We start from the raw sequence: 16,486 nt of genomic DNA, 5'->3' as shown, positions 1-16,486 counted from the left end.
CATCGGTTAGCGTACGGATTTTTCCCGCATCAAATACACCAGCATACTTTCATGCTCGTAAACGTTTGTCTTCAGGAAACGCTGTTCTACAACGGCTGCCGCGAGGGAGTGATCCAGTACGGTGGGAGCCGGTGTTATGGTGGCTGAAGTATGCGGCTGCTGCGGTAAGCCGCCGGGCGAATGCACGTGTTGGGAGTTCCCTGGCTGGGGAACGGTTGAGAACATCGTCGATATCTCGATTGACGCAGTAGAGTCCAGTCAGGAAAAAACGGCTCGGCTGGGGACCTGGCGGGCAACGGCGATTTGTGGCAACGACATCACGTCCAGTTGCTTGTACGTCTCCGCACTGGCAGCGCTCTACGCGGGACCTCTGGCCCCGCTGGCGTTGTTGCTCGTTGCCGGCGTACTTTACCTGTTCCGAGGAATCTACGCGGAAGTCGGAAGCGCGTTGCCGCTCAACGGAGGAGCCTACAACGTTTTACTCAACACCACAACGAAGGGCCGAGCCGCCTTAGCAGCCTGTTTGACGTTACTCTCGTATATCGCGACAGCAGTGATCAGCGGCACCGAGGCGATGAGTTATGCGGCTGAACTGTTCACAGGGCTAAATGTTATCTGGGCGACGGTCGTGCTGCTTGGCGCGTTCGCGCTGCTGAATATCCTGGGCATCTCCGATTCAGCCACCGTCGCGCTGGCGATTTTCATTTTCCACCTCTTCACGTTAACGGTCCTGATGCTGATCGGAGTTGCCGCGCTGGTTTCGGATTCGACCGTTTTTGTAGACAACCTGACGACACCGATCCACCAATGGCCGACGCCACGATTCGGGTCGTTTGCCGTGCCCGTCGCCCTGTTCTTCGGGTTCTCAGCGGCCATGCTCGGCATCAGTGGCTTCGAGAGTTCGGCAAACTACATCGAGGAGCAGCAACCAGGTGTGTTTCCCAAGACTCTTCGCAACATGTGGATTGCGGTGGCAATTTTCAATCCGGCCATCAGCTTCCTGTCGTTCGCGCTGCTGCCGATGGGCGACATTGCTACACATAAAGAAGCCCTGTTATCGGAAATGGGCAGCCGGGGCGTGATCAGCGTTGGGGGCCTAGCATCGGACGCATTACTGCCGTGGTTCGTCGCGGGCTGGATCAGCGTCGATGCCGTCGTCGTGCTTTCAGGAGCAGTGCTGACCAGCTACGTCGGCGTCACGGGCCTTGTGCGACGAATGAGTATGGATTTGTGCCTGCCGCAATTCTTGTTGCAAACCAATCAATGGCGCGGCACAAATCATTGGATCGTCGTGTCATTTTTCCTGCTGTGTTGCTCCATCCTGCTGATCACGTCAGGCAGAATCGAAATGCTGGCAGGCGTCTACACACTGTCTTTTCTGGCGGTGATGGCCTTGTTCGCGGTCGGGAACCTCTTGTTGAAACGGAAGCATCCGGAGCTGAGTCGCTCTTCCCGTGCAAGTACAACGGCAATTGTTGTCGCGTTGGTCGGTGTGTCGGCCGCTCTGGTCGGCAATGTGTTTCTGGATCCGGAATACGTCCGTGTATTCGCAGTTTACTTCTTTGCCACAGTTGCTTTGGTGGCGGTCGCATTCTTCCGCAGTAAGTTGCTGACCTGGGGCCTCAGGACTTCAGCGGCGCTGTGCCGGCTTCCCGTTCTGCGTCAGTCCAAGGTCCAAACTTTGATCGCATCCCTTCTCCAGGAAGTCCAATGCCGATCCATTATTTTTGTTGCCTCGGAAGGCACGGTGGACGATTTGGCGAGCTGGGGTGGTGTGCGGATCGTGGCATGATCATCCTCGCTTGCTGATGACCACTACGAGATTGGATTTGTCCGAGCCAGAATGCCAAAACGCTCTCACTAACTGGACAGGATAGGAATAGAGAAACGGTTGGCGGCATTTGCCGTCTACCGTTTCTCCTAATTACCAAGCTTACAGCTCTTCGCGTTACCGCATTGCTTCGATATCGAACTCTTTTCCGCAGCACGGCGACTTGATCTTGCAGCAGTATGCCTTTTTGGCACAGCACGTAGGTTTTGACTCATATCGATCGGCTGCGAACGATACGAGTTCCACTTCTGTAAGGTCCCGCTCCTCCAAGTCCGCCGTTGCCTCTTTACCACAACAGGTCGACCTGATCTTGCAACAATAGGCCCGCTTGGCACAGCATGTGTTGCTGGCCACATCCTCCGCGTCCGCGACGCTTCCATCGGAGCCGGTGTAGGCAATTTCCATCAGCATCGTCTTTCCGCAGCACGGCATCTTCACGGTGCAGCAGTAGGCCCGCTTGTCGCAGCAGGTTGGCTGGGCAGCCTCATCGCTGACAAACGAAAGCGGGATAATCTCTGTCTCCACAGTCTTGTCGTTGTCGCAGCATCGTGCCTTGACGGTGCAACAGTATGCCTTCTTGGCACAGCAGGTCGGCCCGGCCGAAGCTTCATCATCGGCAAAGGCACGGATCGACAGCACGGCTCCGGCCGGCACAAGGAGAAGGCTGGCCAACGCCAATACGCTTCGCCTTGCTAGAAAACGCTTTGCAAACATTTCTGAGACTCCCGAGGGGAAAGGGGGGACTGCCTAAAAGCTGGCAGTTCTGGGGATTTAGATGCGTCACCCCGCAGGCCCCTTCGGAGAATATTGACAGAAATAGGCAAAATTCGGACGCGCGGTCTTGATGCGTCGGGCGGCTTCGGCACGTACGGGAATCAGAACACTGCTTGATACCCCAAGGGGGTATCGATTATCCTATTAGTTGACGGCGTCACCGACTAGACGTGCGTATTTGGACCATTGAGGGCCAGACGCAGGTTTACCCAAGTCGCAGCAGGGACGATTCCCTGACCTAGCCTGGAGACCGCGATCCAGGTGATGCGTTATCATCCTCCGGACCAGCGAACTGATGCCGAATTACCGTGTTGTAGATCCATTTGTCCCTTCGGCGTAATGTTCGGGGGGATACCGTGTCGAGTTCACAAGGCCAAACCACCGAGGATCAGACGACCGAGAACTCCTCGATCCACGTCGAAGATTGTGTACGACGCGCGATCAAGGGGGACGGTCCAGCCTTTCAGGAGATTTACAAGCTTTGCAGCCCGCGAGTGTACGGGCTCATGACTCGGATGGTCGGTCGCCAGAATGCCGACGATCTTACGCAGCAAGTTTTCATGCAGGTGTTCCGTAAACTGGAGCAGTTCTCGGGCGACTCAAAGTTGGAGACGTGGATCTATCGGCTTGCCGTAAATGAAGCGCTTCAGTATTTGCGGCGTGAGAAGCGTCGCAAGGCTCACCCACTCGATTTTGAACCGGAGGACGGCTCGACCAGTCGGGTGGAGACTAGCGAACTCGTTGAACGATTGCGAAAAGCGATCAAGCAACTTGACCCAGAACTGTGCGCGGTCATCACGTTGAAAGAAGACGCAGGCTTGTCTTACCGGGAGATCGCGGAGGCGGTCGGCATTCCAGAAGGAACGGTTGGCTCGAGGCTGAATCGGGCACGAGCTGAGCTGAGGAAGTTACTAGAATAGGCAAGTTCGAATAGACATCACTGACATTTGGCGAACCTGAAATGAAATACTCTTGCCTCCTCGCGTTTGCGATCATTCTTTCGACTGCACAGCCAGGTAACTGTTTGGCAGAGGACGACTCATCGGACGTTTATTCGCGACGGGTCATTCCGTTGTTGCGAGCACCGGGCGGATCGAGTTGCCAGGAGTGTCACTTTTCGGGAATCGAACTGAGCGACTTTTTAACCGGCGATGAATCGAAGACCTTTGCGCGACTTCGAGATTCGGGATGGATCGATCTTCGTCAGCCGCAGCAGTCCAAATTGCTTACCTTTATCAATCGCCATAGCAAGGGCACGTCACCCGCGATCAAGAAACTGCGTCAACAAGAGCGAGAAGCACTCGCCAGTTGGATTGCGGCCGCTGCAAAGAACTCGAAGTTGGCATCGGCGAAATCCGCAGGTGATATTGGGATCGAATTGGACGCTGAATTGGTTCGGCATTTGCGAAGCGATCGGATCCTTGAACGATTTACCGAGAACATCTGGTCGGAGATGGGAAGGTGTATCAACTGTCACTCGCCCGAGCGCAACGAGAAACAGGTGAAGGAACATGGTGAGCAGATGTCGTGGATCGTGCCTCACGATCCGGAGGCCACCCTCAACTATTTGCGTGAGAGCGGGTTAATTGATCTTAGTGAACCCGATCAGAGCGAAATCCGGACGAAGCCAACCGGTTTGGTTGATCACGGTGGAGGCCCAAAATTCCCGATCGGAAGTCTTTCCGACAAACGGTTTGTAGAATTCCTGCGTGATTACGCCAAGATCGTCAACGACGAGTATTCATCCAGCGAGCAACTTCCCAAGCCGAGTTCCATCAGACTTCACGCAACCGAGAACTTTCTGCGGCTGACGGATCTTCCGACCAAGTGGGCAGACAAGCTGATGCGGGTCGATCTCTATGGTCTCACTGATGCGGGATGGAGCGATCATCGCATCGCAACGGCGGAGAGCTGGGTCAATGGGAAGCAGAGTGTTTGGCAAGGAATCATGAGTACCGTCTCGAGTCGAGACCAGCATCCGCTCCAAGAGCTGCCTGCGGGGTCCTATCTGGCGAAGGTATACGTCGATCAAGCAGAGCGAATGCGAGCGGATCCGGATGCGACGTTTGCAGAAAGCGACTTCGTTGGATCCATGGAATTCGACGGCGACTGGAAACTGGGATGGCGCGAACCGAAGATCGTTGATTCCAGGCAGATGAAGGATAAGTAAATTCCGCGGAATCGGCAGCACGTTAGTTGGTCGGACAACCAACTGTTCGGTCAATTTGAGCGATCGTGCCGGCAAGGGTCGCTTGGATTCGGGCAAGCTGCGTTTCAAACATCAGCAGCTCGCGATAGGTTTCAATCAAAGAGAAAAAGTCGGCCCGTTTGCCTCGATAGTCTGAGATCGCGAGCTTAAGGGTGTCTTCCGTGCGAGGAATAATACGACTCTCGTAAATGGACCGCTGCTCAATGAGGGCGTCGGCCTGGGCGACAAGACGGCGAACTTTTCCATAGAGTGAATCACGTTCCGCTTCCAGACGCTGCGCCGTGCTTGACCTGCGATTGGCGGCTTCTCGAATTCCCGCCGAAATCTTGTCTCGCCAGATAGGCAAGGTCGTACCGAATGTAAAGCTGATGTTGTCGTGACCGTTGGCGACTGGACTGATGACATCATGGTCATCACTGACCAACCCCCAGTGCATGCCGACCGTAAAGTCTGGATATTGCTGCAAGCAGGCAAGTCTCTCTTTGCTACGATCTCTGGCGATTTCTGCGGCAAGCCCTTGAAGTGATGGGTTGCACTGCTCGAGGAGTGCAATGAGAGCTTCGAGCTCCTCCGTAGAATTTGCAATCTCCAATGTATCGCTCGTTTCGGGCCTCATATTGACCGGCTGCTGCAGTAAAGCAGCCAGGTCGGCTTGGGCAACCTGTTTTTGTTTGCGCAAGGTGACGAGCTGATCATCAATGCGATCCGCTTCTAGTTGAGCCCGCAAAACGTCTTGCTGGGTGCCACCGCTCCGGTAGCGAGCTTCCGCTACCTCCGTCAGGTCATCGACCAGTTCACGTGTCTCTTCGATGATTTCAATCGCTCGTCCGGCAAACCAGATCTCGTAGTACGCCAATCTCACCGACTCGGTGATCTCCCGCTCAATCGAATCGACCTCGGCCTGGGCCATTCGCACTTCCTGGCTAGCAATGGTCGCTTTCGTTTGAAGCTTTTGGGGAAACGGGATCTGCTGGCTCAGATTCATTTGGTTTCCGATACGGCCGGCGGCCGTCTGCAGGGCTTGGTCATGGATCGGCCAGAACGTATTGCTGAACATGGGATCCGGTAACGCACGAGCCTGAGGAATCACGTTCACGGCGGCCGAGACGCGCTGACGAGCGGCGAGAATCTTGGGGTGTCTCGACAACGCGATTCCCACGAAGTAGTCGACCGGCTGCCCGGCTGTATCGTTTATGGAAGGTGTGGGAAGCGATTGGGCGCCCTCAACAACCTGAACGGTCGCTACAGGCGTCGTTTGCGCTGCATCTTCAATGTCAAGCATTAGGCTGCCATCCAGATGGCTTGCCTGGTTCGCATGTGTGGCCCGTTCAGTTTCCTTGGGTCCGGGCGGATCGAGACGCAGCAGATCGCCGAGCATCTGACCGTCGGTCGGGTCATCGGGTCCACCAACGCCCGAAGCCAGCTTGACCCGGGGATTCTCTATCGCTTTACCCATCACTTGACTGGGGAGTTCGGATTGTGAGTCCGCTGAAGGTAGGGTCACTATTCCGGCTTCAGATGCCCCCAAAGCGGATTGAGCCGCCCCATGGTGCTGCACTCTGGACGCATTGATAGCAGAATTAGTAGCACAGCCAGAAACCGCGACCATGGCGGTCACGACCAATAGAATCTGCGTGTAATCCTTTCCTGCTGTGACTGATGGGCGCCATTCCATGGCGAAATTCCTCGGGCAAACTAAAATTTTGTGGGTTGGACTAGGAGCAAGAGATTTCCACTTGAACTTTCCGGCTCGATTTCCGATATAGATTGCATACCGTACCTGGGTATTCATTCGGACGATTTCCTTGCACAACTCCCCTTTAACTCGCACCGTCCTCAATCTTTGCCTGGTCGCCGTGATGGCGATTCAGCCGGTGGCGTTTGCGACCGCACAGGGAACTTGCCGCAAAGCACGACCAAACAGTGCAGCGCTGAAGTGTTCATCCTGCCACTGCTGTGACGTCAGCGGTGAGCACGAACTATGCGGTTGTTGTGGGGGATTAGATGGCGAAGCATGCTGCGGTGATTCCGGGAATCAGGCGAAAGTTCAAGCCGATGAACCGTTAGTGGATCCAACGTTTGGCGAGATTTCGCCTGTCGTGCCGGTTGCCAATGATGAGTGTCCGCCGCCGACCGAGATGTCAGACCAGGGGCAGTTCACGGGCTGTCTTTGCGGTCTACGTTCGGAGCCGGCCGTTCCTTCCCCGGTTCGTGTCCCAGCCGAGGAATTGCGAGAAACCCTACTGATCGCATTCCTGAGCGACAGCGATTTGGCGGGCCACGTTTCCGTTCAGTCACCGCGATCTTTCTTTGGTTTCGGCACTGGCTCGCTCACGCCGCATTTCTCTCAACGCAATCTGTGCGTTTGGCGGTTGTAGCGATAACACATGGGAATGCTGCGCTTATCGCGGCACCCCTTCTTTGACCAACGTTGATGGTTGGTGCTCCCGCGGCAGACTGCTTTTTCAGGCTGCTGTACGTTCCATCCGTTACACGTTTCCACCATTGCCTTGAGCCATGGCTTTGACGTGATGATACGGCGCATGCCGGTCATTGCACGTTGCCACGCGCGACACGATGACGAATCCGTCTGCGTAGCGACAACCTGCCTTTGGACTTCCCCTCAGAATCGGGAACGGAATGATGAAAAAGGATGAAGAATCAAAACCGCAAGTCGCGCCTGCTGATGAGGCAGTAACTCCATCGGCGACAGACAGCTCCAAAGAAGACAACGTCACCGTCAACGAGGAGGTAACCGTTGATGAATCGAGCAATGCTTCGGTCGGAAAACCAAGCGAGCCACCGGTATCAACTTCGACTGAAGTCGCATTGAGCGAGCGGCGCGACGAGCGTACCTTTGCGTGGTTGATTCGCACAGGAGTTCAAGCTGCTACCGTGCTGATCGTTGTCGGACTCAGCTTTTTCATGCTCGGTGTGGCCCAGCGGACGCAGTGGTTGACCGCTGATGGATTTTCTAGCGGTGATGGAGCCAATTCGGAGGGTACAGGCAGTGCCGGACCAACTCGCTACATCTGCCCCATGATGTGTACGCCGCCGTCGACCGAACCTGGGCGGTGCCCGGTTTGCGCAATGGAACTGGTGCCGGCAACCGGCGGCGGAGGAGGTGACGGGATTTCGATAACAATCGAATCAGCCGCCAGAAGGCTGGTAGGAATCCAAACCGCCATGAGCAAGACAGAAAATGTAAATCGAACGATTCGCACCATCGGCTCCATCGACTTTGATGAAAGCCGCCTGTCAACCATTTCTGCCTACATCGATGGCCGGCTTGAAAAGATGTTTGCCAACTACGCGGGAGTCACGGTCAATCAAGGTAACGATCTGGCGTTGATCTACAGCCCCGATCTTTATTCAGCTCAAACGGAATATATCGCGAGTCTGGAGAGCAAAGCCGCGAGCAGATTCAGCATCAGCGACAACGGAATGCAGGAAATGGCTCAGGAGAAGCTGTCTGAGCTTGGCATGACGAACGAACAGATTGCGACGCTGCGTGAATCGGGAAAGCCGATGTCGCGGATTCGAATAAAATCGCCGCTGAGTGGAACCGTCATCGAGAAATCTGCCGTCGAGGGCGACTATGTAAAGACAGGGCAGAAACTCTATCGGATTGCTGACCTCAGCAGCGTCTGGTTGATGCTGGACCTTTTTCCGGATGACGCATCGCTGGTTCGCTTTGGGCAACAAGTGGAGGCTGAGATCCAGTCGCTTCCAGGCGAAGTGTTCACAGGACGTGTCGCCTTCATCGATCCCGTTGTCAGCCAACAAACGCGAACGGTTCGCGTTCGTGTCGAAATCATGAATTTCGATGGCAAGCTACGGCCCGGCGATTATGCCACCGCTCGACTGACGGTGCCAGCAATTCCCACCGACTACACCTACGATCCGGCGCTGGCAAACAAGTTCATCAGTCCGATGCACCCGCAGGTGATTCGAGACGAGCCGGGTGATTGTCCTTTGTGTGGGATGCCTCTCGTCGCGACTTCCCAGTACGGATACTCGACGGATCCGCTTGAAGAGCAACGAGTCGTTACTGTACCCCGTGACGCCGTTTTGCTCGCGGGCGACCAGGGCGTGCTCTACGTGGAAACGGAGCCGGGGCGATTCGAAATTCGACGAGTCACGGTGGGGCCTATGAATGACACCGATGCGGTGATCGCTGAAGGGTTAGCTGCGGGAGAAGTGGTTGCGACCGGTGGCAATTTCTTGATTGATTCACAAATGCAGCTTGCGGGCAACCCTTCGTTGATGGACCCGAGCAAGGCTCCGACCTACGCGCCGGGCCCTCTGCCGTTGCCGGAATCACAACCGGTCTTGCTGGCCGGTGATTCTGCAGCACAGTTTGACCGGGCATACGACGCCTACTTCGAGCTCCAGTGTGCGATGGCGGCCGACATGGCGCCGCCACCCGTCGCCTTGAATTCGTTGGTCGATGCACTGGCCCGCTTGGAGATGATGTCCGATGTCCCAGATCAGGCTCAGAGTCGATTCGCCCGAGCACGCCGTGCTGCGATCCGAATGGATGGACCGTTGGAAACAGCACGCGAGGCTTTCCGCACGGTTAGTCACTCCATGCTGCACGCGGCAACGGTTGCTCGCGGGCCGAAATCCGCTCAGCAGCTGACGCACTACTACTGCCCGATGGTTCCCGGAGGAGGAGGCGATTGGATGCAGCCCGGTGGTGAACTTGCCAATCCCTATTGGGGTGAGGAGATGCTTCGCTGCGGTGAAGTCGTCCGTGACTTGTCAATCGCCGCGGTGCCATCTGTCTCCCCGGACGTGAAATAGGAGGTCAGTAAGATGCTTCGACTAATAATCAAGTTTTGCGTCAAAGAGCCATGGCTCGTCATTCTGTTGACCATCGGACTCAGTATCGCTGGCTGGTTCAGCTACAAGGCCGTTCCGATCGATGCGATTCCGAACGTCGGTGAAAACCAGGTCATTGTGCTGACGCCCTGGCCCGGGCGTTCGCCAAAGGACATCGAAGATCAGGTCACGTATCCACTGAGTGTGTCTTTGCTTGCAGTGCCCGGCGCGGAGTCCGTGCGTGGCAAAAGCATGTTCGGCTACAGCTTTGTCCAAGTCACGTTCAAGGACTCAATCGATTTTTACTGGGCCCGAAGTCGCGTCTCGGAGCAGCTTGGCACGGCCGCTTCACAATTACCCGACGGCGTTGTTCCCCAACTCGGTCCCGATGCCACGGGGCTTGGCCAGATCTACTACTACGTTTTGCAGCCACCCGATGAGGGCATGACGCTCGCGGAACTGCGAAGCCTGCAAGACTTTGTCGTTAAGTACGAACTGCAAGCTGTGGAAGGCGTCAGCGAAGTGGCTTCAGTCGGTGGCTACGTGCGACAATACCAGATCGAAGTCGATCCCGACAAACTGCGATTTCACAACGTGTCGCTCGACCAATTGGCGATGGCAATCAAAGGTTCGAATTTGGATGTCGGTGCCAAAACAGTTGAAACGACCGGTATGGAATACATCGTCCGAGGCAAGGGATTCCTTGGTACGGATGGTGATCAATCAAAAGCGATAGCCGACATCGAAGACACGGTTGTTCTGCAGCGCAAGGGTGTGCCGGTGCGGGTCCGTGATGTTGCGAAAGTCCAACTGGGGCCTGACTTCCGTCGTGGGGCGCTCGACTACAACGGCGCCGAGGCAGTCGGCGGTGTTGTCGTGATGCGTTACGGCGAGAATCCCCGGACGGTCATCGAGCGTGTCAAAGCGAAGATCGCCCAGATCGAGCCTGCCCTGAACGGCGTCACGATTCACGGTGTTTACGACCGCACAGGACTGATCGATGAAACGATGGCGACCCTGACGCACGCGCTACGTGACGAGATACTCATCACCGCGGTCATCATCCTGCTATTCCTGATGCATATTCGCAGCAGTTTCGTCGTCGCGATCTGCCTGCCCGCCGCCGTGCTCATGTCGTTCATTGCGATGCACGTCGTCGGTGTCGAAGCCAACATCATGTCGCTGGCTGGCATCGCCATCGCAATCGGCACGATGGTGGACATGGGCATCATCATCAGCGAGAACATCTATCAGCATCTGTCCGATTGGGAGTCCGAGCAAGGAGAGCACGCGAAACAAGATCCCCAATCGTTAAAGAGACGCAGCGAGGTTGTGTACGAAGCTGCCGTTGAGGTCGCGCCGGCAGTGGTCACCGCCGTGGCGACAACGATTGTCAGTTTCTTGCCGGTCTTTTTTCTTACCGGTCGCGACTACAAGCTCTTTTCTCCATTGGCTTTTACCAAAACGTTCGCGATCGCAGCAGCCATGGTAACGGCGGTGACAATTGTTCCCGCGCTCTGCCGCCTCATCCTCAGAAGCGCGACATACAAAAGGGTCACGGCTGCAACGTCCGGAATTGCATTAGCGGCGTTGCTGGCGGCCGCGTCCCACTTTCTATGGGGTGAACGCATCGCCGAGCGATTCGATCTGCCTGGGTGGACGATCACAGCTATTGCCGCTTGCATGGGGTTCGTGTTGGGGGGGCTCTTGATGAGGGAACGGATCCGCCCCATCGAAGAGATTCCATCAAGCCGGTTCGTCCGGTGGATCTATGCGGCGCGCCTACGTCATGCGCTGAATCACAAGGTATTCGCACTTTCGTTCCCAGCCATGCTGCTGGTCATTGGTCTTGGAGCATGGATCGGATTGCCCACTGTCTTGCGACCGGTAGAACGGTTCGCGAATCTCTTCGGCGCTGAGCTAAACGACTTTCCCGGCTACGTCGATGCCAAGCACACGTTTACCGGTTTGCAAAGTGATGACTGGATCGCACTGGACGAAGGCAGCTGGTTTTATATGCCGACTCTCTATCCTGCGGCAAGTTTTTCCCAGGCCATGCAGGTCTTGCAAACGCAGGACGTGCTCATCGGCCAAATTCCAGAAGTGAAGGACGTTCTCGGCAAGATCGGTCGCGTTGAATCGGCACTCGACCCGGCCCCAGCGGCGATGGTGGAAACCTACGTCATGCTCAAACCCGAAAGCGAGTGGCGACCAGGGGTGACGGCGCGCGACGTCTGGGACGAAATCAACCGCGTCGCAACATTGCCCGGTGTGACACCAGCATCGGCGCTGCAGCCCATCGAGGGACGCGTCGTGATGTTGCAATCCGGGATCAAAGCCCCGATGGCGATTCGCGTCTACGGCGATGAACTTGATTCGTTGGCCGACGCCGCAATGAGTGTTGCCGCCGAACTTAAGAAGTCGCCGCTTATCAATGCCGGTACGGTGAATCCGGATATTGTCCTGGGTAAACCCTACGTTGAATTTACTGTCAATCGTGAGGCGGCTTCACGATACGGCATGAACTCGGCGATGGTAAACCAGGTGATTGAAACAGCACTTGGCGGAATGAATCTCATCAAGACCGTCGAAGGCCGCGAGCGATACCCGGTTCGTCTCCGCTATAACCGCGAGCTTCGTGAGCGAATCGATCAACTCAGCCGACTTCCCGTTGTGACCCACAGTGGGGCCGTTGTCGCGTTGCAAGAACTTGCAACCTTGGAGACGACCTGGGGACCGGGAGCGATCAACAGTGAGAACGGAAGGCTTGTCGCACATGTCTCCTTCATGACCAACGGTGCCAAGGGAGACTTAGAATCGGTGGCAGCGATCGAGGAACAGCTAAGAACGGCACAGACGCTTCCAGATTCAGATCCAAATCACCTATCGTTGCCGCCTGGCTACTCGCTGGAAGCGGTTGGCAGCTTTCGCAACCAGATCGAAGCGAATCGAAGGTTGATGTGGATCATCCCCTTGGTGATCTGTATCAACCTGCTGCTCATCTATTTTGAGTTTCGCAATCTACCGATCTCGCTCGCGGTCTTCACCGGCATTCCCGTTGCTTTCGCCGGCGGGATGGTGCTGGTGGCTTGGATGGAAGTCGAGTTGAACACTGCCGTCTGGGTTGGCTTCATCGCCCTGTTCGGTCTGGCAGTCGATGACGGCGTTGTAATGGCAACGTACATCCATCAGTTGATGAAGAAACGGAAGATCGAGACGATCCAAGAAATACGAGACACGGTCTACGAAGCAGGACTGAAACGAATTCGACCCTGCATGATGACCACCGTGACCACGCTTGCTGCTCTCATCCCTGTGCTGTTGGCAACGGGACGCGGAGCCGATGTGGCTCGCGCAATGGCCTTGCCTGTGTTTGGAGGCATGTTGGCCGAGCCCTTTACATCCTTCATCGTCCCCACACTCTATTCTGCGTACTTGGAGACCAAAATGCGATTTGGCCTGAAAGACGAGTTGTGGGAAGGCGAGGAAGAAACATCTCACACGGAGACTCGCATCGCAGCGTAGAAATATTTTTCACGATTCGATGAAGAACTGCGTTTGAAAAGCATCCAACTGTTTGACCTTAATTTTGACCTTGATCGCGAGTTGGAAACTCGTGGTGCACTATCAATGGAGCTGATGAAATGAAACGTCACGTATTTCTATCCGTTTTGCTAAGCGGCTTGTTCGCCTCAGTGGCGTCCGCGCAGCAATTCAACACACATCAACATGCTGGACACCAGCATGCAATGCCGGGACAGGTGCCTTCATCTGCCGTCGGACAAGTAGCTACCGGTCCGCACGGCGGTTCACTCAAGCAAGCCGGCACGCTGCAGCTGGAAACTGTTGTTTCACAAGCAGGCATTCAAATGTTTGTCTACGATTCGAGCGGCCAGCCCGTGTCGGTCCAGTCTGGCCGCGGTGCCGCTTCTCTTCGGGTCGACGGCTACGCAAAACGATATCGCTACGACTTATTGCCCGATGGAAAGGGCGGTCTTACGGTACCAGTCAATCTTTCCAAGATCGCAGGACGCCAAGTTGAAGTCGACATTCAACTGGTTGGTCTCGCCGGTTTGGGACGCAGTGGTGTGCAACTCAAAGAGGTCGCAACGGTTCCCGCCAGTGAAACGCAACTGGCCGCCGCGGCGATTGCGCGCCAGAAGATCTGTCCTGTCAGCGGCAAGCTCCTCGGCAGCATGGGCGATCCGGTTGCCGTGGACGTTGACGGCGATCGAGTGTTCGTCTGCTGCGCTGGTTGCGTGAATGCAGTCAAGGCAAACCCCGAGAAGTATTTGACGGGGAAGCCTGAAATCGTTGTGACTTCGGCGACGAAGGAAGATGCGGCACTGATCGCCGCTCAGAAAAAATGCCCGGTGATGGATGAGTCACTGGGAAGCATGGGGAATCCGATCAAGGTCATGGTCGGCGACAAACCGATCTTCCTCTGCTGCAAGGGATGCGTGAAGAAGATCCAAGCGGAACCGGCGAAGTATCTGGCAATGGTCTACGGCGGCAATCAAGCGACGTCTGAGGCGAATGCGTCATCATCGAACTCGATGCCGATCTCCGTCACGTCAGCGACTCAAGCCGATGCAGCGCTGATCGCGAAGCAGAAAGATTGCCCGGTGATGGATGAACCGCTGGGAAGTATGGGCAATCCAATCAAGGTCATGGTTGGTGACAAACCGATCTTCCTGTGTTGCAGAGGCTGCATCAAGAAGATCGAAGCGGAGCCGGCGAAGTATCTGGCGATGGTCTATGGAGGCGGAAGTACGGCGTCCGTACCTGCCGGAAGGGATGCAGTCCGAGACGGCGTCTTCAAAGTGACTGCTGAGGACCAGCCATTCATCGCAGCCCAAAAGAAGTGCCCGGTCATGGACGAGCCTCTTAACGCGATGGGCGGGCCCTTTAAAGTCCACGCCAACGGAAAGGCGATCTACATCTGCTGCCCGGGATGTGCGAAGCGAATCGCGGCCGAACCGGACAAGTACTTGGCGATCCTCGCCTCCCAAGGCGTCAATGCGCCGGTCCTACGGTAGCCACAAAAGCAACCGCTACCGGTTTTCAATCACGCGGGGGTGGTGTCCCTGAAGCCGTTGACTTCGTTCTCGGTAGATGACACGCCGCCCCCGCCCTTTTTTCTTCCGACAACTTCGTCATTCCGCACCGACAGCTCAGGAAGCAGTTGTCGCGTCAGGCAAGGAGGTTCCTATGAAGACTCGATTCGCGTTTGTGACCGTCATTGCTCTTCTGTTTTCAGTTGCTGGGTGTAGCCATTTGCCCTGGCGCAGTTCCCAACAGGCAGAAAATGAAGCCGCTGAGAAGTGGATAGAGCAAGCTGCTTCGGAGATCAAATATCGAGATCCTGATCCTGAGACACTGCGTTCTCAACCCATGAATGTGGCTGCCGTCCCGAGCTACGACGTCTCAAGCAGTCGCCAAGCATCATCAAGTGGCAGTTGTTGTCACTGATGTCGAGCATCTTGGCTTGACTGGGGTTCGAGAACTCCAACTACGAGCGTCGTGTCATCGAATGCGCGCCGGCCATTTCGATGACCGTTGATTGCTTGCTCGAATTCGATAACAGTGTTTTTGGAGTTCTCGTGCTGCGACTTCTGAAGTGTTCGGATTACTCCTGACGAACCGAATTGATTCTCGTCCGGATCAAACGCTTCTGTCACTCCGTCGGAGACCAGAATCAGTTTTTCTCCAGTCGTGAAATCCGCGCTGCCCTGCTCGTAGATAACGTCTCGGTCGATCCCAAGCATGAAATCACCGACATCAAGTCGCTCAACCGATCCGTCGGTCTGCTGCAAATACGGCCATTCGTGGCCAGCATTCGCATAACTGAGTCGCTGCGCCTTGGTGTCAACATGAACAACCGCCATGGTTGCGCAATAGCCATCGATGACGAAATCGCAGTAACGCTGATTCACTTCGCGAAGAATGTGTGCCGGCTCGGTAGAGTGCTTTACCGCGTCAGTCAGAAAGGCCTTGCACAATGTCGCCGCCATCGCAGCGGGAACGCCATGCCCTGTAACATCGGCGACACACAGCAGCACCGAATGATCAGACAATTCAATGACATCGAAATAATCTCCGCCAACGTCGTCGGCTGGTTCAAAAAGGGACGCGATCGAAAGCCCTCCGGCACGACTTCTTTTTGGACACAAATTCAACTGAATTGCGCGTGCTTTCTCCATGTGATGCCTTCGGTCTCTCTCAACCGCGGCAAGCTTCGACGTCATAGCATCAATCTGCTGCCCCAAGAAACTCAGTTCACTGCAACTTTGCACATCGTTATGCGTCTCCAAGTTCCCTTCTCCTACACTTTGCAATGAATCAACCAACCGCCTCATGGGTTTCGTCACGATCTTGCGAAGCAGGTAATTCACTAGCAAGCCAGCACATGCTGCGGCTATCAGAACGGCAACGATCTGGCGAAGCAGTGATTCGCGAGCGACGGCGAGAACATTCGATCGGTTTTCCGAAACAAGAATTTCGCCCTGCGGGCCAGTGAATTCGCCAACGAGTAACGAACTCGAAAGTGGCTGTGGTCCGTTCTTGCCGGTGGCTGCAGCAACCATCGCAGAAAACATATCAGGTGATGCGCGTCCGTGAGATTTGGCCTGCATTTGCATTCCTTCCCACACGAGCGCAATGTGATGTCCGGGAGACTCACTCGAATTCATCCGAGCGCAAACGTCGTCGATAAGTCGTTGGATGGCATCCGGACCGTCTTCCTGGAGAGCAGCCACAGATTCGTAAATCGTCTTTGCCTCCTCTGTAAGCGCAACGTTTGTCTGCTGGGACAGTCGTTGAAGGCGAAGACGGTGATCGACAACAAT

The 16,486-nt window shown here is 55.6% G+C and carries 10 protein-coding genes; 6 read left to right on the top strand and 4 right to left on the bottom strand.

Annotation, left to right across the window (positions count from 1 at the left end):
* The first annotated feature begins 136 nt into the window (after positions 1-136).
* Positions 137-1,792 carry an APC family permease gene (locus H1B37_RS28370; protein WP_182870657.1) on the top strand — a complete coding sequence of 552 codons (1,656 nt, stop codon included), beginning with the start codon at positions 137-139 and terminating at the stop codon, positions 1,790-1,792.
* 156 nt (positions 1,793-1,948) lie between these two features.
* Here the strand turns inward: H1B37_RS28370 and H1B37_RS28365 are convergent, their stop codons facing one another.
* Positions 1,949-2,545 (bottom strand): hypothetical protein, encoded by a 597-nt coding sequence (locus H1B37_RS28365; RefSeq protein WP_182870656.1) that lies wholly within the window; start codon positions 2,543-2,545, stop codon positions 1,949-1,951.
* A 416-nt stretch (positions 2,546-2,961) separates the two neighbouring features.
* Here H1B37_RS28365 and H1B37_RS28360 point away from each other — a divergent pair, with 416 nt between their 5' ends.
* Together H1B37_RS28360 and H1B37_RS28355 are read left to right on the top strand one after the other, a co-directional pair.
* Positions 2,962-3,525 (top strand): RNA polymerase sigma factor, encoded by a 564-nt coding sequence (locus H1B37_RS28360; RefSeq protein WP_353620945.1) that lies wholly within the window; start codon positions 2,962-2,964, stop codon positions 3,523-3,525.
* Between the two features lie 419 nt (positions 3,526-3,944).
* Positions 3,945-4,775 (top strand): hypothetical protein, encoded by an 831-nt coding sequence (locus tag H1B37_RS28355; RefSeq protein WP_182870655.1) that lies wholly within the window; start codon positions 3,945-3,947, stop codon positions 4,773-4,775.
* A gap of 22 nt (positions 4,776-4,797) precedes the next feature.
* Here the strand turns inward: H1B37_RS28355 and H1B37_RS28350 are convergent, their stop codons facing one another.
* Positions 4,798-6,606 (bottom strand): TolC family protein, encoded by a 1,809-nt coding sequence (locus tag H1B37_RS28350; RefSeq protein ID WP_286178299.1) that lies wholly within the window; start codon positions 6,604-6,606, stop codon positions 4,798-4,800.
* A gap of 697 nt (positions 6,607-7,303) precedes the next feature.
* On the bottom strand, positions 7,304-7,690 hold the full coding sequence (locus tag H1B37_RS34605) for a hypothetical protein (RefSeq protein ID WP_353620944.1): 387 nt from the start codon (positions 7,688-7,690) through the stop codon (positions 7,304-7,306).
* A 49-nt stretch (positions 7,691-7,739) separates the two neighbouring features.
* Between H1B37_RS34605 and H1B37_RS28345 the strand changes: the two genes are divergently transcribed.
* The 3 genes from H1B37_RS28345 (at position 7,740) to H1B37_RS34125 (ending at position 14,677) form a co-directional block, all read left to right on the top strand.
* Positions 7,740-9,620 carry a heavy metal-binding domain-containing protein gene (locus H1B37_RS28345; RefSeq protein WP_353620947.1) on the top strand — a complete coding sequence of 627 codons (1,881 nt, stop codon included), beginning with the start codon at positions 7,740-7,742 and terminating at the stop codon, positions 9,618-9,620.
* A gap of 12 nt (positions 9,621-9,632) precedes the next feature.
* On the top strand, positions 9,633-13,163 hold the full coding sequence (locus H1B37_RS28340; protein WP_182870654.1) for an efflux RND transporter permease subunit: 3,531 nt from the start codon (positions 9,633-9,635) through the stop codon (positions 13,161-13,163).
* Positions 13,164-13,282: 119 nt separating this feature from the next.
* Positions 13,283-14,677 (top strand): hypothetical protein, encoded by a 1,395-nt coding sequence (locus tag H1B37_RS34125; protein WP_286178298.1) that lies wholly within the window; start codon positions 13,283-13,285, stop codon positions 14,675-14,677.
* A 426-nt stretch (positions 14,678-15,103) separates the two neighbouring features.
* Here H1B37_RS34125 and H1B37_RS28330 read toward each other — a convergent pair.
* A partial coding sequence (locus tag H1B37_RS28330) for a PP2C family protein-serine/threonine phosphatase (protein WP_182870653.1) occupies positions 15,104-16,486 on the bottom strand: 1,383 nt, incomplete at its 5' end.

It is taken from the genome of Stieleria mannarensis (genome assembly GCF_014154935.1).
GTDB lineage: Bacteria > Planctomycetota > Planctomycetia > Pirellulales > Pirellulaceae > Stieleria > Stieleria mannarensis.
Note: the sequence above shows the minus strand (reverse complement) of the source record. Positions and strands in the feature narration are given on the sequence as shown.